Origin of the sequence: Coralloluteibacterium thermophilum (assembly GCF_042654365.1) — a bacterium.
GTDB lineage: Bacteria > Pseudomonadota > Gammaproteobacteria > Xanthomonadales > Xanthomonadaceae > Coralloluteibacterium > Coralloluteibacterium thermophilum.
In genome coordinates this window covers 47,317-65,664 of record NZ_JBHSGG010000031.1, presented here as the reverse complement: position 1 = coordinate 65,664, position 18,348 = coordinate 47,317, and the positions used below count along the sequence as shown (strand labels likewise).

At 72.5% G+C, this 18,348-nt stretch carries 20 protein-coding genes; 16 read left to right on the top strand and 4 right to left on the bottom strand.

The genetic code is table 11. The features are described 5' to 3' along the window. The first annotated feature begins 3 nt into the window (after positions 1 to 3). Genes gspG through gspN form a run of 8 tightly spaced genes read left to right on the top strand, consistent with a single transcriptional unit; the run spans position 4 to position 5,034 of the window. On the top strand, positions 4 to 441 hold the full coding sequence (gene gspG, locus ACFO3Q_RS11455; protein WP_377004853.1) for a type II secretion system major pseudopilin GspG: 438 nt from the start codon (positions 4 to 6) through the stop codon (positions 439 to 441). Further along, positions 413 to 889, top strand: coding sequence for a GspH/FimT family pseudopilin (locus ACFO3Q_RS11450; RefSeq protein WP_377004851.1), 477 nt, complete (start codon positions 413 to 415; stop codon positions 887 to 889). Before gspG ends, ACFO3Q_RS11450 begins: the two co-directional genes overlap by 29 nt. Next, complete coding sequence (gene gspI / locus ACFO3Q_RS11445; RefSeq protein WP_377004849.1) at positions 879 to 1,247, top strand: type II secretion system minor pseudopilin GspI; 369 nt, start codon at positions 879 to 881, stop codon at positions 1,245 to 1,247. The genes ACFO3Q_RS11450 and gspI overlap by 11 nt, the downstream gene beginning before the upstream one ends. Continuing rightward, a complete protein-coding gene (gene gspJ, locus ACFO3Q_RS11440; protein ID WP_377004847.1) occupies positions 1,244 to 1,828 on the top strand; it encodes a type II secretion system minor pseudopilin GspJ in 585 nt (194 codons plus the stop codon). The genes gspI and gspJ overlap by 4 nt, the downstream gene beginning before the upstream one ends. Beyond that, the gene (gspK, locus tag ACFO3Q_RS11435; protein WP_377004845.1) at positions 1,825 to 2,781 is read left to right on the top strand and encodes a type II secretion system minor pseudopilin GspK; all 957 of its coding nucleotides are present in this window, start codon (positions 1,825 to 1,827) and stop codon (positions 2,779 to 2,781) included. The genes gspJ and gspK overlap by 4 nt, the downstream gene beginning before the upstream one ends. Then, positions 2,778 to 3,866 carry a type II secretion system protein GspL gene (gene gspL / locus ACFO3Q_RS11430; RefSeq protein WP_377004843.1) on the top strand — a complete coding sequence of 363 codons (1,089 nt, stop codon included), beginning with the start codon at positions 2,778 to 2,780 and terminating at the stop codon, positions 3,864 to 3,866. Before gspK ends, gspL begins: the two co-directional genes overlap by 4 nt. Further along, positions 3,863 to 4,333 carry a type II secretion system protein GspM gene (gene gspM, locus ACFO3Q_RS11425; RefSeq protein ID WP_377004841.1) on the top strand — a complete coding sequence of 157 codons (471 nt, stop codon included), beginning with the start codon at positions 3,863 to 3,865 and terminating at the stop codon, positions 4,331 to 4,333. The genes gspL and gspM overlap by 4 nt, the downstream gene beginning before the upstream one ends. Further along, positions 4,330 to 5,034 carry a type II secretion system protein N gene (gene gspN / locus ACFO3Q_RS11420; protein WP_377004839.1) on the top strand — a complete coding sequence of 235 codons (705 nt, stop codon included), beginning with the start codon at positions 4,330 to 4,332 and terminating at the stop codon, positions 5,032 to 5,034. Before gspM ends, gspN begins: the two co-directional genes overlap by 4 nt. Positions 5,035 to 5,477: 443 nt before the next feature. Here the strand turns inward: gspN and ACFO3Q_RS11415 are convergent, their stop codons facing one another. Next, the gene (locus ACFO3Q_RS11415; RefSeq protein WP_377004837.1) at positions 5,478 to 6,332 is read right to left on the bottom strand and encodes a 2OG-Fe(II) oxygenase; all 855 of its coding nucleotides are present in this window, start codon (positions 6,330 to 6,332) and stop codon (positions 5,478 to 5,480) included. Positions 6,333 to 6,554: 222 nt separating this feature from the next. Between ACFO3Q_RS11415 and ACFO3Q_RS11410 the strand changes: the two genes are divergently transcribed. The 8 genes from ACFO3Q_RS11410 to cysK all read left to right on the top strand — a co-directional run bounded on the left by ACFO3Q_RS11410 (position 6,555) and on the right by cysK (position 14,477). Further along, positions 6,555 to 7,682: an OprO/OprP family phosphate-selective porin gene (locus ACFO3Q_RS11410; RefSeq protein ID WP_377004835.1), complete on the top strand. Its 1,128-nt coding sequence runs from the start codon at positions 6,555 to 6,557 to the stop codon at positions 7,680 to 7,682. 374 nt (positions 7,683 to 8,056) lie between these two features. After that, entirely contained in the window at positions 8,057 to 9,166 is a 1,110-nt protein-coding gene (gene pstS, locus ACFO3Q_RS11405) for a phosphate ABC transporter substrate-binding protein PstS (protein WP_377004833.1), read from the top strand. Positions 9,167 to 9,263: 97 nt separating this feature from the next. Next, entirely contained in the window at positions 9,264 to 10,250 is a 987-nt protein-coding gene (gene pstC / locus ACFO3Q_RS11400) for a phosphate ABC transporter permease subunit PstC (protein WP_377004831.1), read from the top strand. Then, the gene (pstA, locus tag ACFO3Q_RS11395) at positions 10,250 to 11,110 is read left to right on the top strand and encodes a phosphate ABC transporter permease PstA (protein ID WP_377004829.1); all 861 of its coding nucleotides are present in this window, start codon (positions 10,250 to 10,252) and stop codon (positions 11,108 to 11,110) included. Before pstC ends, pstA begins: the two co-directional genes overlap by 1 nt. A gap of 61 nt (positions 11,111 to 11,171) precedes the next feature. Next, positions 11,172 to 11,966, top strand: coding sequence for a phosphate ABC transporter ATP-binding protein PstB (pstB, locus tag ACFO3Q_RS11390; protein ID WP_377004863.1), 795 nt, complete (start codon positions 11,172 to 11,174; stop codon positions 11,964 to 11,966). Positions 11,967 to 11,982: 16 nt separating this feature from the next. Next, complete coding sequence (gene phoU, locus ACFO3Q_RS11385; protein ID WP_377004827.1) at positions 11,983 to 12,675, top strand: phosphate signaling complex protein PhoU; 693 nt, start codon at positions 11,983 to 11,985, stop codon at positions 12,673 to 12,675. 64 nt (positions 12,676 to 12,739) lie between these two features. Then, the gene (rnt, locus tag ACFO3Q_RS11380; protein WP_377004825.1) at positions 12,740 to 13,402 is read left to right on the top strand and encodes a ribonuclease T; all 663 of its coding nucleotides are present in this window, start codon (positions 12,740 to 12,742) and stop codon (positions 13,400 to 13,402) included. 94 nt (positions 13,403 to 13,496) lie between these two features. After that, a complete protein-coding gene (cysK, locus tag ACFO3Q_RS11375) occupies positions 13,497 to 14,477 on the top strand; it encodes a cysteine synthase A (protein WP_377004823.1) in 981 nt (326 codons plus the stop codon). A 180-nt stretch (positions 14,478 to 14,657) separates the two neighbouring features. On the opposite strand, the gene ACFO3Q_RS11370 is transcribed toward cysK, so the two are convergent. Genes ACFO3Q_RS11370 through rnr form a run of 3 tightly spaced genes read right to left on the bottom strand, consistent with a single transcriptional unit; the run spans position 14,658 to position 18,266 of the window. Then, positions 14,658 to 15,017 carry a CBU_0592 family membrane protein gene (locus ACFO3Q_RS11370; RefSeq protein ID WP_377004821.1) on the bottom strand — a complete coding sequence of 120 codons (360 nt, stop codon included), beginning with the start codon at positions 15,015 to 15,017 and terminating at the stop codon, positions 14,658 to 14,660. 58 nt (positions 15,018 to 15,075) lie between these two features. Next, complete coding sequence (rlmB, locus tag ACFO3Q_RS11365) at positions 15,076 to 15,822, bottom strand: 23S rRNA (guanosine(2251)-2'-O)-methyltransferase RlmB (RefSeq protein ID WP_377004819.1); 747 nt, start codon at positions 15,820 to 15,822, stop codon at positions 15,076 to 15,078. Beyond that, on the bottom strand, positions 15,819 to 18,266 hold the full coding sequence (rnr, locus tag ACFO3Q_RS11360; RefSeq protein ID WP_377004817.1) for a ribonuclease R: 2,448 nt from the start codon (positions 18,264 to 18,266) through the stop codon (positions 15,819 to 15,821). The genes rlmB and rnr overlap by 4 nt, the downstream gene beginning before the upstream one ends. Positions 18,267 to 18,348 lie beyond the last annotated feature (82 nt).

Genomic DNA, 18,348 nt, shown 5'->3' with positions numbered 1-18,348 from the left:
GCCATGTCCCGTCCCACGCCCGTCCGCCGCGCCCGCGGCTTCACCCTGGTCGAACTGATGGTGGTCATCGTCATCCTCGGCCTGCTCGCCACGGTGGTGATGATCAACGTCCTGCCGAGCCAGGACCGCGCCATGATCGAGAAGGCCCGGGCCGACATCGCCGTGCTCGAACAGGCGGTGGAGAGCTACCGCCTCGACACCTTCGCCTACCCGCCGAACGACGCCGGCCTGGACGCGCTGCTGCGCCCGCCGGCGGGACTCGCGCGCCCAGACCGCTACCGGCCGGGCGGCTACATCCGCCGTCTGCCGGCGGATCCGTGGGGCAACCCCTACCAGTACCGCCAGCCGGGCCGGCACGGCGCGTTCGACATCTACTCCTTCGGCGCCGACGGGCGCGAGGGCGGCGAAGGCAATGACGCCGACATCGGCAACTGGAACTGAGCGCGGCGCGCGCGGCTTCACCCTGACGGAGCTGCTGGTCGTGCTCGCGATCCTGGGGCTGGTCGGGACCGCCGTGCTGCTGCTCGGGCCGCGCGACGACACCCTGGGCGACGACGCCGAGCGGCTGGGCCTGCAGCTCGCGCGCGTGCGCGAGGAGGCCATCCTCGGCAACCGCAGCGTGGCGATGCTGATCGACGCCGAAGGCTACCGCTTCGCCGCACGCCGCTTCGGCGACTGGAGCCCGCTGGAGGCGCGTCCCTTCCTCCCCGCGCGCTGGCGCGGCGACACCCGAGCCGACCTGGGCCCGGGGCGCGATGCCCTGCGCATCGCGTTCGATCCCACCGGCGCCACCGAACCCGCGGCGGTGACGCTGGTCCGCGACGACGAACGCCTGCGGGTGGCGGTGGACGGCATGGGCCGGGTGGAGATCGGCGGCCATGCGCGCTGAGCGCGGTTTCACCCTGATCGAGATGCTGGTCGCGCTCGCCGTGTTCAGCCTCACCGTCCTGGCCCTGCTCAACCTCGCCGGCGAGAACACCCGCACCGCGCACGCGGTGGAGGTGCGCGCCCTGGCCGGGATCGTCGCGGAGAACCGCGCGGTCGAGGCCGTGGTGCTGGACGAGCGCACGCTGCGGGCGGCGCGCGCCGGCGAGGAACTGCTCGCCGGGCGTGCCTGGCGCTGGACGCGCGAGGTGGCCGACACCGCCGACGCCGCGATCCTGCGGGTCGAGATCCGGGTGGAGGCGGCCGACGCCGCCGGGACGGTGGCGGCCGAACGCGTGGTGTTCCGGAGCCGCGGCGCATGAAGGGCTTCACCCTGGTCGAGATGCTGGTGGCGGTGGCGATCTTCGCCCTGCTCGCCGCCGCCGGCGTCGGGCTCATGGCCTACGCCGCCGACAACCGCGGCGCGCTGCGCACCCACATGGACCGCATCGGCGAGCTGCAGCGCACGCACGCCCTGCTCCGCAACGACCTGTCGCAGGCCGCCGTGCGCCGCGTGCGCGCACCGGACGGGCGCCCGGCGCGGCGCGCGCTGGAGGCCGGCGCCGAGGACGGCGGCCGCACCCTGCTCGCCTTCGCGCGCCGCGGCCACGCCAATCCCGACCACGAGGCACGCGCCTCGGTGGAGTACGTCAGCTACCACCTGGACGGCGACCGCCTGGAGCGCCGCACGCGTCGCGCACTCGACGGCGCGGCCGCCGACCGCGGCCAGGTGCTGATCGCCGGCGTGCGCAGCGCGCGCGTGCACTTCCACGTCCACGGCCGCTGGAACGACGGCTGGCCCGGCGGCATCCAGGACCTTCCCGATGCGATCCGGCTCGACCTCGAACTCGAGGATCTCGGCACCGTGAGCCAGTCCTTCCTCGTGGCGGGGACCGCGCCATGAGGCGCGAACGCGGCGTCGCCCTGCTCACCGTGCTGCTGCTGGTCGCGGTGATGACCGCGATCGCGGTCGGCATGCTCGACGACATCCGCTTCGGCCTGCGCCGCGCGGCCAACGCCCAGGGCATGGCCCAGGCGCAGTGGTACGCCCTGGGCGCGGAGACGCTGGCGCGCGCGCAGATCGAGCGGCTCGGCCGGCGCGACGGCCAGCGCACCACCCTGACCGGGGACTGGAACGACCGCCCCTTGGCCTTCCCCATCGAAGGCGGCCTGATCCGCGCCCGCGTGCGCGACGCCACCGCCTGCTTCAACCTCAACAGCGTGGTGGAGGGCGCAGGCGAGATGCTGCGGCGGCGCGACCAGGGCGTGCGCCAGTTCCTCGCCCTGCTCGCGGCCCTGGAGGTCGAACCACGGCGGGCGCAGGCGCTGGCGGACGCGCTGGTGGACTGGATCGACAGCGACGCGCGGCCCGAGCCCTTCGGTGCCGAGGACACGGCCTACGCCGCCCGCGGCTACCTGCCCGGCAACACCCTGCTCGCCGAGCCCAGCGAACTGCGCGCGCTCGAGGGCATGGACGCCGCGCTCTACGCGCGCCTGCGCCGGCACGTCTGCGCCCTGCCCACGACGGCGCTGTCGCCGGTCAACGTCAACACCCTGGGCGAGGACGACGCCCTGATCCTGGTGATGCTCACCGAGGGCGCGCTCGGCGTGGAGGAGGCGCGCGCGGTGCTGGCGCGGCGGCCGCGCGACGGCTGGCGCGACTTCGCCAGCTTCTGGAGCCTGCCGCAGCTCGCGGCGCTGCCGGTGCTCGACCAGGTCTCGCTGCGCAGCCGCTACTTCGCGCTGCACGCCGAGGTGGAGGTCATGGACGCCGAGGCGGTGCTGACGGCGCTCTTCGAACACGATGCCGGCGGCCGCGTGCGCCTGCTGGCCCGACGCTGGACCCCCGACGAATGACTCCGACCCGCCTGATCCTGCTCCCCGCGACCCAGGACGCGCCGACGCGCTGGCTGCGTGCCGACGCGGCCGGCACCCTGCTCGACCACGGGCACGTGGGCGACGCGCCGCTGCCGGAGGCGCCGCGGACCGTGCTGGCCCTGCCCACGACGGACATCGCCCTGCATCGGCTCGACCTGGCCGCGCGCACCGCCGCCCAGGCGCGCGCAGCCGCGGCCCTGCTGCTGCCGGAGCGCCTCGCGGTCGCCCCGGCGCGCCTGCACGTCGCGGTCGCACCGGCCGGGGACGGGGCGTGGCGGGTCGCCGCCATGGAGGCGGCCTGCCTGGACGCGGCGCTGGCCCGCGCCGCGGAACTCGGCGTCGTGCCGGACGCGGTGGTGCCCGACGCCCTGCTGCTGCCCGTACCGGACGCGGACGCGCCTCCGACCGTGGTGGCGCTGGACGGGACCTGGCGGGTGCGCGGCAACGACCTCGCCTTCGCGGCCGAACCCGCGCTCGCGGCCCGCGTGCTGGGCGACCCTGCCCCGGCGCCGCTGGCCGGCGGGCCGGCCCTGGCGCTGCTCGCCGCGGGCACGGCCACGGCCATGCTCGACCTGCGCCAGGGCGCCTTCGCACCGGCGGCCACCGCTCCGCGCCCGGGACTGCGCCGGCTGGCGGCGCTCGCGGCGCTGCTGGCGCTCTCGCCCGTGGCCCTGTCGCTGGCGACCGCCTTCGCCGATCTGCGCGAGGCGCGCCGGCTGGACGCCATGGCGCGCGAACGCGCCGCGGCCCTCCTCGGCACGCCGCCGGCGGACCCGGCCCTCGCCCTGCGCCGTCACCGGGCGACGCTGGAGCAGGCGGGTTCGGCCACCCTGCTGCTCGACGCCCTGGCCGATGCCGCGAGCGCGGCGCCGGCCGCCGAGCTGGTCGCGGCGCAGCTGGGACCGGACGGCGTGCTGCGTGCGAGCTTCGCCGGCACCGGGCCGGGCGACGACGAGCGCCTGCGCGCCGCGCTCGAAGCGCAGGGCGTGCTCGCGCTTCGGGCGGACGCCCCCGCGCACGCGGGCCGCCCCGTCCTTGCATTCGACCTGCGGAGCCAGCCATGAACGCACGCGTGACCGCCCTTCGCGCCTGGTGGGACGGCCTCGCCCGACGCGAGCGCGCCATGGTCGCCGTCATGCTCGTACTGGTCGCTGCCTTCGTCGCCTGGTATGGCGTCCGCCTGCCCCTGCTCGCGCTGGAGACCCGCACCGAAGCCGCGCGCACCCAGGCGCTCGCACACCTGGAGGACGTCGAGGCCCTGGCCGCGATGCTGGACGCGCTGCCCACGCCGTTGAGCGGCGATGCCGCGCGCGCGGCCGCGACCGAGACCCTGGCGGCGGAGGGCGTCCTGCTGAGCGGCGAGGAAGTCGCCGGGGACGAACTGGTCCTCCTGCTGCCGCCCCAGCCGTCGGGCCCGCTCGCGGCCGCCCTCGACGGCCTGCGGACGCGCGGCGTGCGCGTGGCGGGCTTCGCGCTCCGTCGCGAGACGCAGGGCGTGGCCGGTGAGCTGCGGATCGGGCTCGCGCCATGAGCGCCCGACGCCTCGCCCTGCTCTTCGCCGCGGCCTTCGCCATCGCGCTGGCCCTCTTCCTGCCGCTGCGCCTCGGTCTGGCGCTGGCCGGCGGGCTGCCCGCCGGCATCTCCGCGCAGGCGGTCGGCGGCAGCGTCTGGCGCGGCCGGCTCGATGGCGTCCGCCTCGGGGGCGTCCCGGTCGGCGACCTGGACGTCGCCGCCTCCCCGTGGTCGCTCGCGCGCGGCCGGTTCCGCGTGGCCGGCGAAGCCCTGCGCGCCGAGATCCGCCGCGACGGGGTCCATGCGCTGTCCGGCACGCTGCCGCTGGTCCTGCTCGATCCCGGGCTCGGCCGCGGCGGCGAAGTCCATTTCGACCGGGCGACGCTGCGCTTCGCCGACGGCGGCTGCGCCGAGGCCGGCGGACGCATGGCGCTCGACGTCGCCACCCTCCCTCCCGCGGCCCTGCGCCTGATCGGCGACCTGCGCTGCGCCGGCGGCGACGCGGAAGCCGTCCTCCGGCCCGAAACCGCCCCGGCACCGCTGCAGCAGCTGACCCTGCGCCTGCGCGCCGACGGCAGCTATCTCGCCGAGGCCGTCGCGACCCCCACCGACACCGGCAACCGGCTCGCCCTGGAACTCCTCGGCTTCGCCCCCGGCCCCGCCGGGCATGTGCGGACACATGAAGGGCGCTTGTTGACAGGAGTGAGCGAGGAGAAGTGAGGAACGAGGGCGAGCAATCGCACTTCCTCCCGGCTCTCACTCCTCCTCGCTCACTCCCGCCGAGAGCGCCCCCTCCCCAACCCTCCCCCGCTGTTCGCGGGGGAGGGCGCTCGCGGCACTTCGCCTGCACCCACGACGCCATGGGGGAGAGCCTCCACGCCCGCACGACCGGCTCCTTCCTCCCCCTGCGGAGAAAGCGGGGATGGGGTGAGCACTGCCCGAGACGTGAGTGGCGAGACGTGAGGAACGAGAGCAAGCAGTCGCACTTCCTCCCGGTTCCCACTCCTCCTCACTCACTCCTGCCCAGAGCACTCCCTCCCCAACCCTCCCCCGCTGTCCGCGGGGGAGTTGGCAGGGCTGACGCGCGGGTGGATACGGAGCGAGGGACGAGCCTGGCAGTCGCGCGCCTGCTCGTTCTCACTCCTCATGCCTCACGCCTCGCGTCACTCGTGGTGCCGCTCGCGCAGCCACTTGGTCGCGACCCACTTCTCCCCTTCCAGGACAGGCGCACCGCCGTGCAGGCTGCGGGTCATGGGGTGGGGGCGGTCGTAGCTGAAGAAGACCGCGTTGCCCTTGATCGCGGCGACCTCGACGCCGACGTCGGGGAAGGTCGTCGCGCCGCCGCGTGCAGGCGTGTTGAGGTACATGACGAGGGAGGCGACACGCTGGCCACCGCGGGCGAGGATGCCCGCGTTCCCGGGCCGTTCCGGGTCGAAGTAGTCGTAGTGCGGCCGATACTCGGCGCCCGGACCGTAGCGCAGCAGCATCAGTCCCTCGCCATGCCCGTAGGGCCACTGCAGGAGCGTGGCGATGCGGCGCTCGATGCGCTCGCACAGCGGGGTCTGCCCCCGCACCAGGCCGACGCTCTGGCTGGTCCTGGCCTCGTGGATCTCGTCCTCGCCGGTCTCGGCGTTGACCACCGCGGACCGGCGCAGGCGCGGACGCGCCAGCTCGATGAGGGCCTCGCACTCCTCGTCGTCGAGCACGTTGCCGAACACGACGACCCGTGGGTGGCGCATGCTCGCGATCACTTCGATGCGGCGGCCCTCGACCTCGACCGTGCTCGCGCCGTCGCCCAGCGGCACGGGAACCGGGACGGGCACGGGCAGGGCGTTGGCGCGCGCATGCTCGGCGAGGAAGTCGCGCACGACCCGCTCCACCGCGTCGATGGCCACCTGCTCCGGCCAGCCACGCTCGATCAGCGGGGCGACGACCGCCTCCGGCGTTGCCCCGGCCTGCACCTGGGCCACGATCCAATCCCTGAGGGCGGCATCGACGGCGACGCTTTCGCTGCTCATGCGGAACAGTCCTGGTTGCTGGCGACGAGGCTGCGGGCAGCAGATGTCGCTTCCATGACGATGCACTGACAACCGCGTCCTCCGCCAGCGGCCGTCGCGCCGGAATGTGGCATGCCGGCCCGCAGCTGGTCACATTCAAGAAATATTCCGGCAGGTTGTCATGTAGCAGTCATTCTCCAGCAGCAATTTCGCCTCCAACCCGCCACCACACAGGCCCCGCCCATGTTCCGCCGCCCCGCCTTCGCCGTTGCCGTGCTGGCTCTCGCCGTCGCGGACGCCCCCGCCCACGCCGCGGTCGTCATCGACACGATCGGCGGCACTGAGATCGCCTTCGAGGGCCTCCTCCAGGCGGACGCCAACTGGTACGACAGCGACGTGCTCGACCTCGCCTCGGGCGACAACGGCAGGAACAAGGACTACGAGCTGCGCCGCGCCGAGCTGGTGCTCAAGGGCGAGGCGGCGAACCACGGCTGGGTGCTCGGCTACGACGCCAAGGCCGACAGGTTCCTCGACAACAACATCCGCTGGCGCATCGGCGACGGCGGCCTGCGCATCGGCCAGTACAAGCAGCCCAACAGCCTGGAAGAGCTGTCCAGCACGCGGCACAACGACTTCATCTCCAAGGCCGCCGCCACCAACACCTTCGGCGTCGCGCGCCGCCTGGGCGTGGCCTACGACACCTCGGGCGATGCGTGGACCCTCACCGCGAGCGCGTTCGGGCGCGAGCTCACGCGGGACCAGGCCGAGGGCAACGGCTACGGCGCGCGCTTCACCTGGGCGCCCATGAACGCCACCGGCCACATCCTCCACCTCGGCGTCTCCGCGGTGCGGTTCCAGGCGCCCGGCGACGTCATCCGCCTGCGCGCGCGTCCGCAGGCGGACCTCGCCGGCGCCCGGCTGGTGGATACCGGCGAACTGGCGGCGGACCACATCCGGACGTTCGGCCTGGAGTCCATGTATGTGCACGGCCCGTTCAAGCTGCAGGCGGAGTACATGCGGGCCCGCGTGGACGGCATCGACGGCGACGACTTCGACGGCGACAGCTGGTACGTCAGCGGCCTGTGGAATCTCACCGGCGAGACCTGGAGCTACCGCAACGGCGTGCCCAGCACGCCCGAGCCCGACGCGCCCGCGCGCGGCCTGTGGCAGCTCGGCCTGCGCTACGACCGCATCGACCTCGACGACGGCGCCGTGCGCGGCGGCGCCTTCGACGCCGTCACCGCGGGCGTGAACTGGTACCTCCGGTCCAACTTCAAGCTGATGTTGAACTACGTCGCCGTGGACAGCCGCCGCGCCGGGATCGACGACGCCCCGAACATCGTGGAGGCCCGGGCGCAGTTCCATTGGTGAGAGCGGGCTGGGCCCCTGGGCCCTGGGCCCTGGGCCCTGGGCTCTGGGCTCTGGGCTCTGGGCTCTGGGCTCTGGGCTTAGGGGCTTAGGGGCTTAGGGGCTTAGGGGCTTAGGGGCTTGGGGCTTGGGGCTTGGGGCTGGGAGGGTGGGCGCGGCGTGTGTCGGACGCGCTACCCTTTCCGCACGATCCGCATGTACGCCCAGCCCTGCGCCCTGAGCCCTGAGCCCTGCCCCCATGACCGGAAAATGACAGCCCGTCCGCGGCCGGACGGCACTGTCACATAGTTGTCATGCAACTGTTTTCTCATACCGCGATCCTTCCGGGACGCGCTGTGTCCGCCCCGGCCGCACCGCCGACCCTCCAGGAGTGTTCCATGCCCGCATCCGCTTCGCATGCCCCGCTTCGCCACGCCCTGATCGCCCTCGTCGCCGCGGTGGCCGTCACGGCCTGCTCCGGCAACGACGGCGCGCCGACCCCTGGCACGGCGCCCGGTGGCGCGCCCGCAGCGGACGCCGCGACCGGCGACCGCGTCACCGCCCAGATCACCGGCGCCGGCGCCTCCTTCGTCTTCCCGGTCATGTCGCGGTGGTCGAGCGACTACGCCGCCGCGACCGGCAGCCGCGTGAACTACCAGTCGATCGGCTCGGGCGGCGGCATCGCCCAGATCAAGGCGGGCACCGTCGACTTCGGTTCCTCGGACGCGCCGCTGCCGCCCGACGAGCTCGAAGCCGCGGGCCTCGCCCAGTTCCCGTCGGTCATCGGCGGCGTGGTGCCTGTCGTCAACCTCGACGGCATCACCCCGGGCCAGCTCAGGCTGACCGGCGCGGTCCTCGCCGACATCTTCCTCGGCCGCATCACCGACTGGGGCGACGCGCGCATCGCCGAGATCAACCCGGGCGTGCAGATCCCGGCCGGCCGCATCACCGTGGTCCACCGCTCGGACGGCTCGGGCACCACCTTCAACTTCGCGAACTACCTCTCCAAGGTCAGCCCGGATTGGCAGTCCTCGGTGGGCGAAGGCACCAGCGTGCGCTGGCCGACCGGCATCGGCGGCAAGGGCAACGAGGGCGTGGCGGCCTACGTGCAGCAGGTGCGCGGCAGCATCGGCTACGTCGAGCTGTCCTACGCGCTGCAGAACCAGATGAGCCACACCGCGCTGCAGAACCGCGCCGGCAACTTCGTCGAGCCCAACAGCGAGAGCTTCCAGGCTGCCGCCGCCAGCGCCGACTGGGCGAACGCGCAGGACTTCCACCTGGTGATGACCGACGCGCCGGGCGAGCAGTCCTGGCCGATCGCGGCGACCAACTTCATCCTGGTCCACAAGCAGCCGCGCGACGCCGCCCGCGGGCGCGCCGTGCTCGACTTCTTCACCTGGGTCTACGCCAACGGCGACGCCCAGGCGGAAGCGCTCGACTACGTCCCGCTGCCGGATGAGCTGGTGCAGCAGATCGAGGCCTACTGGGCCGAGACCGTCTCGCGCTGACGCAGCGCATCCGCGCCGGCGGCGTCGACGACGCCGCCGGCACACGACCGTTACCCAGCCGCCACCGCGGCGCGGCACATCCGGGGACCTCCTCGCCTTGGCCACTCAGCCCGAACTCGCCGTCGTCACGCCGGACCCGCAACGCGCGCTGCGCGACCGCGCCGACACCCGCAACGATCGCCTGTTCCGCGCGATGTTCACGGCCGCGGGCCTGTTCGTCCTGGTCTCGCTGGTCGCCGCGGCGCTGTCCATGGCCTGGGGCGGCCGCGACGCGTTCGCGACCTTCGGCTGGGCGTTCCTGACCACCGCCGAGTGGAACGTCGCCCTGCGCGAGTTCGGCGCGCTGGTGCCCATCTTCGGCACCCTGGTGTCGGCGGGCATCGCCATGGTCATCGCGGTGCCGGTCAGCTTCGGCATCGCCATCTTCCTCACCGAGGTCGCGCCGCCGTGGATGCGCACCCCGGTCGGGACCGCGATCGAGCTGCTCGCCGGCATCCCGTCGATCATCTACGGCATGTGGGGCCTGTTCGTGCTCGCGCCGGTGCTGTCGCGCACCGTCTACCCCTGGATCAACGACTCGCTGGGCCAGGTGCCCGGCATCGGCCTGCTGTTCAGCGGCCCGCCGCTCGGCATCGGCATGCTCACCGCCGGCCTGGTGCTGGCGGTGATGGTGATCCCCTTCATCGCCTCGGTGATGCGCGAGGTGTTCCTGACCGTCCCGACCCGCCTCAAGGAGTCCTCCTACGCGCTCGGCTCGACCACCTGGGAGGTGGTCTGGGACGTGGTCCTGCCCTACACGAAGTCGGCGGTGATCGGCGGCATCTTCCTGGGCCTGGGCCGCGCGCTCGGCGAGACCATGGCGGTGACCTTCGTCATCGGCAACGCCTACCGCATCTCGCCCTCGCTGCTGGAGCCGGGCACGTCCATCGCCGCGACCATCGCCAACGAGTTCGCCGAGGCCGTCGACCCGCTGCACCGCTCCACCCTGCTCGCGCTCGGCTTCGTCCTGTTCGCGCTGACCTTCATCGTGCTGTCGATCGCCAAGCTCATGCTGATGCGCCTGCAGCGCCGGGAGGGCCGCTGATGAGCGCCTACGCCGAGAAGCTCTACCGCCGCCGCCGGCTGGTCAACGCCGTGGCGATGGTGCTGTCGGTCGCCGCGGCGATCTTCGGCCTGTTCTTCCTGCTGTGGATCCTGTGGACCACGCTGACGAAGGGGCTGGGCGCGATGAACGCCGACCTCTTCACGATGATGACGCCGCCGCCGAACGAGCGCGGCGGCCTGCTCAACGCCTTCTTCGGCAGCGCGGTGATCTGCGCCCTGGCGATCCTGCTGGGCGCGCCCATCGGCGTGGCCGCGGGCACCTATCTCGCCGAGTACGCGAACTACCGCAAGCTCGGCGCGGCGATCCGCTTCGTCAACGACATCCTGCTGTCGGCGCCGTCGATCGTGCTGGGCCTGTTCGTGTACACCATCGTGGTGCTGCAGATGGGCCACTTCTCCGCGCTGGCCGGCGCCATCGCGCTGGCCTTCATCGCGCTGCCGGTGATCGTGCGCACCACCGACGAGATGCTGCGCCTGGTCCCGACCCAGATGCGCGAGGCCGCGCTCTCGCTCGGCGTGCCGCAGTGGAAAGTCATCGTGCAGGTGCTCTACCGTGGCTCCATGTCCGGCATCGTCACCGGCGTGCTGCTGGCGCTGGCCCGCATCTCCGGCGAGACCGCGCCGCTGCTGTTCACCGCCTACAGCAACCAGTTCTGGAGCACCGACCTGATGGCGCCGATGGCGAACGTGCCCATGGTGATCTTCCAGTACGCCATGAGCCCCTTCCATTCCTGGAACCAGCTGGCCTGGGCCGGCGCCTTCGTGGTGACCGTCTTCGTCCTGCTGCTGTCCCTCTGCGCGCGCCTGATCCTGCTGCGCAACCGCGTCCCCAACGACTGACAGCGAACGCTTCCCCGTGACCGAATCCGACCGGAAACCCGCCCTGGACACCCGACTCTCGATGGCCGGCGCGCTGCCGGGCAGGAGCGAGCAGGCCGAGACCCGCGACAAGCTGGTCGCGCGCGGCCTCACCTTCCACTACGGCGACTTCCAAGCGCTCAAGACCATCGACCTGGCGATCCCGGAGAAGCGCGTGACCGCGCTGATCGGCCCGTCCGGCTGCGGCAAGTCGACCCTGCTGCGCATCTTCAACCGCATCTACTCGATCTACCCCGGCCAGCGCGCCGAAGGCGAGATCCTGCTCGACGGCGAGAACATCCTCGACCCGCGCTACCCGCTCAACCGGCTGCGCTCCAAGGTCGGCATGGTGTTCCAGAAGCCGGTGCCGTTCCCGATGTCGATCTACGACAACGTCGCCTACGGCCTGAAGCACCACGAGAAGCTCAAGCGCAGCGAGCTGGACGACCGCGTCGAGCAGGCCCTGAACCAGGCCGCGCTGTGGCCCGAGGTGAAGGACAAGCTCAAGCGCAGCGCGCTGGGCCTGTCCGGCGGCCAGCAGCAGCGCCTGTGCATCGCGCGCGCGGTGGCGCTGCGGCCGGAGGTGATCCTGTTCGACGAACCGACCTCGGCGCTCGACCCGATCGCGACCGGCAAGATCGAACAGCTCGTCGCCGAGCTCAAGAGCGACTACACCATCGCCATCGTCACCCACAACATGCAGCAGGCCGCGCGCTGCTCCGACTACACCGCCTTCATGTACCTGGGCGAGCTGGTCGAGCACGGCCCCACCGACGTACTCTTCAGTCGTCCGGCGAAGCAGCAGACCGAGGACTACATCACGGGCCGTTTCGGCTGACCGCGGGAGCGCCCCGATGGGCCAGGAGCACATCTTGAAGAGCCACGACAACGAACTGGCACGACTCACCGACGAGATCGTGCGCATGGGCGAGATCGCCATCGAGCAGCTGCGCGAGGCCATGGTCGCGCTGCAGCGGCGCGACGCGACGAGCGCCGAGAGCGTGATCGCCCGCGACGTCGACATCGACGAGCTCGAGCGGGTGGTCAGCGAGGACGTGGTGCAGTTGGCCCTGCACGGTCCGATGGCGCGCGACCTCCGCGAGATCCTGGCGGCGCTGCGCATCGCATCGGCGATCGAGCGCGTGGGCGACTACGCCGCCAACGTCGCCAAGCGCTCCGTCGCCCTCGGCTTCACCCCGCCGCCGCCGCAGGCGCGCGGCCTCGGCCCGCTGGCCGAGATCGCCATCGAGATGCTCGAGCAGGTGCTGCAGGCCTACCGCGACCGGGACGCCGACGTCGCCGCCGCCGTGCGCGCGCGCGACGCCGAGCTCGACGCGCTGTACACGGCGCTGTTCCGCGAGCTGCTGACCTACATGGCCGAGGATCCGAGGATGATCTCCTCGTCGATCCACCTGCTGTTCGTGGCCAAGAACATCGAGCGCATCGGCGACCACGCGACCAACATCGCCGAGAACATCTGGTACGTGGTGCACGGCGAGGCGCCGCGGCAGGAACGGACCAAGCTCGACCGCACCTCGGGCGGGTGAACCGCCGCTGCGCGCCGGCCGCCGCGACGGCGGCGGCACGCGGGCCCGGTGCTATTCTCGCCGCATGACCGAGACCTCCCCGACGCGCTCGATGGCGGCGCGTTTCCGTGGCTTCCTGCCCGTCGTCGTCGACGTGGAGACGGGCGGCTTCGACCCCGAGCGGCACGCCCTGCTCGAGATCGCCGCCGTGCCGATCGACCTGGACGCCCGCGGGGACCTGGTCCCGGGACCGACGGTGACGACGCACGTCGAGGCCTTCCCCGGCGCGGAGCTCGACCCGAAGTCGCTCGAGATCACGGGCATCGACCCCACGCATCCCTTCCGCGACGCCAAGCCGGAGAAGGAGGCGCTCGACCTCATCTTCGCGCCCCTCCGTGCCGCGGTGAAGAAGCACGGCTGCCAACGCGCCATCCTGGTCGGGCACAACGCCCACTTCGACATCGGCGTGCTCAACGCCGCCATCCGCCGTACCGGCCACAAGCGCAGCCCCTTCCACCCGTTCAGCGTGTTCGACACCGTCACCCTGGCCGGTCTCGCCTACGGACAGACCGTCCTCAGCCGGGCGGTGCAGGCTGCGGGCCTGGAGTGGAACGCCAGCGAGGCGCACTCGGCGGTCTACGACGTCGAGCGCACCGCGGAGCTGTTCTGCGCCGTCCACAACCGCTGGCAGGCGATGAGCCGCGCCCTGCTGCTGCAGCCCGCCCCGGTGCCCGCGCCCGCCGGCTGATCGCTGTATCCCAGGCACCGGCTTGCCGCCCGGCGGAGCGCGGTCGCAGACTCGGGCTCCCCGCCCCGTGCGCCGCCACGCGAAGGAGCCTGCGATGATCCACGATTCCATCCTCGGAACGGTCGGCAACACCCCCATCGTCCGCATCAACCGTCTCGCGCCCGAGGGCGTGGAGATGTACGCGAAGCTGGAGTACTTCAATCCGCTGTCGTCGGTGAAGGACCGCCTGGCGCTGGCGATCGTCCTGGACGCGGAGGCCAGCGGCGCGCTGAAGCCCGGCCAGACCATCGTCGAGGCGACGTCGGGCAACACCGGCATCGCGCTGGCCGGCATCGCCGCCGCCCGCGGCTATCCCTTCGTCGCCTTCATGACCGAGACCTTCTCGGTGGAGCGCCGCAAGCTCATGCGTGCGCTGGGCGCCAGGGTCGTCCTCACCCCGGCCGCCGAGCGCGGCACCGGCATGGTGCGGGCCGCGAAGGCGTTCGCGGAGAAGCACGGCGCCTTCCTCGCCAACCAGTTCGCCAATCCGGCCAACCCGCGCTTCCACGCGGCGACCACCGGCCCGGAGATCCTGCAGGACTTCGCCCGCCGGCGGCTGGACTGGTTCGTCTCCGGCTACGGCACCGGCGGCACCATCTCCGGCGCGGGCCGCGTGCTCAAGGCCGCGCGGCCGGACCTGAAGATCGCGGTGACCGAGCCTGCGGGGGCGGCACTGCTGTCCGGCAACGAGTGGAAGCCGCACAAGATCCAGGGCTGGACGCCGGACTTCCTGCCCGAGGTGCTGGACCGCACGGTCTTCGACCGCATCGTGCCCGTGGACGACGTCCTCGCCCGCGACACCGCACGCGCCCTCGCGCAGAAGGAGGGCATCTTCTGCGGCATCTCGTCGGGCGCCACCTTCGCCGCCGCGCTGGAGATCGCGCGCGACGCCGCGCCGGGAACCGTCATCCTCGCCACCATCCCCGACACCGGCGAACGCTACCTCTCGACCTTCCTGTTCGAGGGCATCGAGGAAGGCTCGGACGAGGAATGGCTCAAGGGCCTGGAGGCGCGCTCGACGGCGGGGTTGCCGTAGGGGCGGCTGAGAGCACGGGAACGGAATCGGGAGCTGGAATCCAGAGGCGGGAATTGGGAACTGGGAATCGGGACCTGAAGCGTCCGAGGCCAGTTCCCGGTTCCCGCCTTTCCCGCCCCCCAGGTCCCGATTCCCGATTCCCGCCTCACCCTTCCCGCTTCATCCAGCGCCCGCTTCACCTCAAAACGGCGGCCTCCCGCCCTCGCCCTTCACCTCGTCCCGCCGCGTGGGCTCGACGGACGACGGTGCCGGCTCCCGCGCGGTGGGGGCCGGCACGGGGCGTACGCGGCGGCGGCCGAGGTTGAGGTAGATGCCGACGCCGCTGATCACCGCCCAGGCGAGCGGAAGGGCGATGAAGGCGGTGAGGTTCAGCGTGTAGACCAGGCTGAACAGGGTGCAGAGCGCACCGACCAGGTTGATGGCCTGGAAGCTCAGCCGGTCGCCGCGCCAGGCCCCGATCTGCAACAGCAGCTGAGCCACGAGGATGCCGGCGACGCCGCCGAGCCCCAGCCAGTCGAACCACTGCAGTTGTTCCGCCATCTCCGACTCCTCCGTCCGCTGCTCTCGTTCCCTTGCGCGGCCGGCGTGCCGCCCGCGATCAGGCCGCCCGCTGCCGCACCGCCTCGAACAGGGCCACGCCCGCGGCGACCGACACGTTGAGGCTCTCCATCTCGCCCGGCATCGGGATGCGCACCAGCCCGTCGCAGTGTTCGCGGGTGAGCCGGCGCAGGCCCTCGCCCTCGCCGCCCATCACCAGCGCGACGTTGCCCTTGAGATCCAGGCCGTAGAGCGAGGCATCGCCCTCGCCCGCCAGCCCGTAGACCCAGACGCCGGCGTCCTTGAGCGTGCGCAGGGTCCGCGCGAGATTGGTGACACGGACCACGGGGATGCGGTCCGCGGCGCCCGACGCGGTCTTGCGCACGGTGGCGTTCACCGGCGCCGAGCGGTCCTTCGGGATCACCACGGCGGTCACGCCCGCCGCCGCCGCGCTGCGCAGGCAGGCGCCGAGGTTGTGCGGATCCTGCACGCCGTCCAGCACCAGCACCAGCGCCCGCCCCGCGGCCGCCTCGACCAGCTCCGGCAGCTCGCGCTCGTCCCAGGTCCGCGCCGCCTCGTAACGCGCGGCGGCGCCCTGGTGCCGCGCGCCGCCGCTGATGCCGTCCAGCGCCTGCGCGGACACCCGGCGCACGGCGATGCCGAGATCCTGCGCCTCCCGTTCGAGCGCCGCCACGCGCGGATTCCTGGCGCCGGCCTCGACCAGCACTTCGCGCACGTGCGCGGCGTCGTTCTCGATGGCCGAGGCGACGGCGTTGATGCCGACGACCCAGCTGGTCCCACTGCTCATGCGCGGTCCTTCTTCCTGCGCCCCTGCTTCGCGACGGGTTCGTCGCGCTCCTCGATCAGCCTGAAGTCGATCTTGCGGTCCTCCACGCTCGCGCGCAGCACCTGGATGTGCACGCGGTCGCCCAGCCGGAACGCGGTGCCCCGACGCTCGCCGGAGAGCATCTTCCGGATCGGGTCGAAGTGGTAGTAGTCGCGCGGCAACTGGGTGACGTGCACCAGCCCGTTGACCTTGGAGTCGTCGAGCTCGACGAACAGGCCGAACGAGGTCACGCCGCTGATGGTGCCGGCGAACTGCCCGCCGACGTGCTGCTCCATCCACGCCGCGCGGAAGCGCTCGTCGACCTCGCGCTCGGCCTCGGTGGCGCGACGCTCGCGCTCCGAGCACTGCAGCGCCAGCGCGACCATGTCGTTGTCGCTGTAGAGGTAGCCCGGCGGGCGGCCGCCGCCGAGGGCGTACTTGATCGCGCGGTGCACCAGCAGGTCGGGATAGCGGCGGATCGGCGAGGTGAAGTGCGCATAGGCCTCGAGCGCGAGCCCGAAGTGGCCGACGTTCTCCGCCGAGTACACCGCCAGGCTCTGGCTGCGCAGCAGCACCGATTCGATCAGGGCCGCGTCCGGCCGCTCGCGCACCTTCTTCAGCAGCGCAGTGAAGTCGCGCGGCTGCACCTTGTTCCACGACGGCATCTTGAGCCCGAACTCCTGCAGGAACTCGAGCAGGTCCTCGTACTTCTGCTCCGGCGGGCGGTCGTGGATGCGGAACGGCGCGGGGATCTGCGCCGCCAGCAGGTGCTTCGCGGCCTCGACGTTCGCCGCGATCATGCACTCCTCGATCAGCTTGTGGGCGTCGTTGCGCTGGAGCATGCCGGCCTGCACGACCTCGCCGGCCGGCCCGATCACGAAGCGGGTCTCGGAGGACTCGAACTCGATCGCGCCGCGCTTCTGCCGCGCCTTGGCGAGCACGTGGTAGAGCTGGTGCAGGCGCTGGACCTGCGGCAGCAGGCCGCCGATGCGGCCGAGCGCGTCCTCGCGGTCGGCATCGAGCACGCCGTCGCCGACCGCGTTCCACACCTGCGTGTAGGTGAGGCGCGCATGCGAGCGCATCACCGCCTCGTAGAACTTCGAGCCGCGGACATTGCCCTCGCGGTCGATCTGCATGTCGCAGACGAAGCACATGCGGTCCACGTCCGGCTTCAGCGAGCAGATGCCGTTGGACAGCGTCTCCGGCAGCATCGGGACCACGAAGCCGGGGAAGTACACCGACGTCGCGCGCTTGACCGCCTCGTCGTCGAGCGGCGTGCCCGGCTTGACGTAGTGCGAGACGTCGGCGATGGCGACGATCAGGCGGAAGCCCTGGCGGTTGGGTTCGCACCACACCGCGTCGTCGAAGTCCTTGGCGTCCTCGCCGTCGATGGTGACCAGCGGTACGTCGCGCAGGTCGACGCGGCCGGCGGCGTCCTCGGCGGGCACCTCCACCGGTACGCGCGCGGCCTCGGCCAGCACCTCCGGCGGGAACTCGTGCGGCAGCTCGTGGCCGTGGATGGCGGTGGTGACCACCAGCGACGGCGTCAGCCGGTCGCCGAGCACGCTGAGCACGCGGCCGAACGGGGGCCGCATGCCCGCCTGCGGCTGCACGATCTCGCAGACCACGAGCTGGCCGGCGCGCGCGCCGCCGCGCGCGTCCGGCGGGATCATCACGTTGTGCAGCATGCGGCGGTCGTCGGGAGCCACGAAGCCGATGCCGCCTTCCTCCTGGTAGCGGCCGATCAGGCGCGTCGTGCGGCGCTCCAGCACCTCCACGATCGCGCCCTCGCGGCGCCCGCGGCGGTCGACGCCGGTGACGCTCGCCAGCACGCGGTCGCCATGCATGACCTTGCGCAGCTCGGCCGGCGGCAGGAACAGGTCGTCGCCGCCCGCGTCGGTGCGGAGGAAACCGAAGCCCTCCGGGTTGGCGATGACCGTGCCCGGGACGAGGTCGAGACGCCGCGCCACCGCGTAGCCGCCGCGGCGGTTGGCGATCAGCTGGCCGTCGCGCAGCATCGCGCCCAGCCGGCGGCTGAGGGCGACGAAGCGGTCCGGCGCGGTCAGGCCCAGGGTGTGCGCGAGCTGCTCGGCGGTGAGCGGGCCGTCGGCGTCGCCGAGGACGCCGAGGATGACCTCGCGACTGGCGATGGGGTTCTCGTAGCGGGCGGCCTCGCGCTCGGCATGCGGATCGGCGCGCTCCTGCCGCGGCGGCGCGCCCACGGCGCCCGTGGCCTCGAGGGTGCGCGGCTTCTTGGTCCGGCCTCCCGCCTTGGCGGGTGCGGCCTTGGCGCCAGGGCCGCCGTCGGCCTTCTTGCCCTTGCGCGGGCGCTCGCCCTCGGCGGGTGCGGGTTGGAGGGGCTCGGGCAGCCAGCCCGGCAGTTTGTTCGCGCGGCCCTTGTCGCCGCGCCTGGTGGGTTTCGTCATGCGCAGGATGGTACACGTCGCTTCGTGAGCGCCGGTTGGGCGCGTCGCGGCGTCCGCGCACGGATCCGCGAAAAGTCCGTTG

Coding starts and splice junctions, on each gene's coding strand:
- gspK (WP_377004845.1), top strand. CDS start 1,825: ATGAGGCGCGAACGCGGCGTCGCCCTGCTCACCGTGCTGCTGCTGGTC.
- gspI (WP_377004849.1), top strand. CDS start 879: ATGCGCGCTGAGCGCGGTTTCACCCTGATCGAGATGCTGGTCGCGCTC.
- phoU (WP_377004827.1), top strand. CDS start 11,983: ATGGGCCAGGAGCACATCTTGAAGAGCCACGACAACGAACTGGCACGA.
- pstA (WP_377004829.1), top strand. CDS start 10,250: ATGAGCGCCTACGCCGAGAAGCTCTACCGCCGCCGCCGGCTGGTCAAC.
- gspL (WP_377004843.1), top strand. CDS start 2,778: ATGACTCCGACCCGCCTGATCCTGCTCCCCGCGACCCAGGACGCGCCG.
- gspN (WP_377004839.1), top strand. CDS start 4,330: ATGAGCGCCCGACGCCTCGCCCTGCTCTTCGCCGCGGCCTTCGCCATC.
- rlmB (WP_377004819.1), bottom strand. CDS start 15,822: ATGAGCAGTGGGACCAGCTGGGTCGTCGGCATCAACGCCGTCGCCTCG.
- gspM (WP_377004841.1), top strand. CDS start 3,863: ATGAACGCACGCGTGACCGCCCTTCGCGCCTGGTGGGACGGCCTCGCC.
- rnr (WP_377004817.1), bottom strand. CDS start 18,266: ATGACGAAACCCACCAGGCGCGGCGACAAGGGCCGCGCGAACAAACTG.
- rnt (WP_377004825.1), top strand. CDS start 12,740: ATGACCGAGACCTCCCCGACGCGCTCGATGGCGGCGCGTTTCCGTGGC.
- gspG (WP_377004853.1), top strand. CDS start 4: ATGTCCCGTCCCACGCCCGTCCGCCGCGCCCGCGGCTTCACCCTGGTC.
- ACFO3Q_RS11410 (WP_377004835.1), top strand. CDS start 6,555: ATGTTCCGCCGCCCCGCCTTCGCCGTTGCCGTGCTGGCTCTCGCCGTC.
- ACFO3Q_RS11370 (WP_377004821.1), bottom strand. CDS start 15,017: ATGGCGGAACAACTGCAGTGGTTCGACTGGCTGGGGCTCGGCGGCGTC.
- ACFO3Q_RS11415 (WP_377004837.1), bottom strand. CDS start 6,332: ATGAGCAGCGAAAGCGTCGCCGTCGATGCCGCCCTCAGGGATTGGATC.
- ACFO3Q_RS11450 (WP_377004851.1), top strand. CDS start 413: ATGACGCCGACATCGGCAACTGGAACTGAGCGCGGCGCGCGCGGCTTC.
- cysK (WP_377004823.1), top strand. CDS start 13,497: ATGATCCACGATTCCATCCTCGGAACGGTCGGCAACACCCCCATCGTC.
- gspJ (WP_377004847.1), top strand. CDS start 1,244: ATGAAGGGCTTCACCCTGGTCGAGATGCTGGTGGCGGTGGCGATCTTC.
- pstS (WP_377004833.1), top strand. CDS start 8,057: ATGCCCGCATCCGCTTCGCATGCCCCGCTTCGCCACGCCCTGATCGCC.
- pstB (WP_377004863.1), top strand. CDS start 11,172: ATGGCCGGCGCGCTGCCGGGCAGGAGCGAGCAGGCCGAGACCCGCGAC.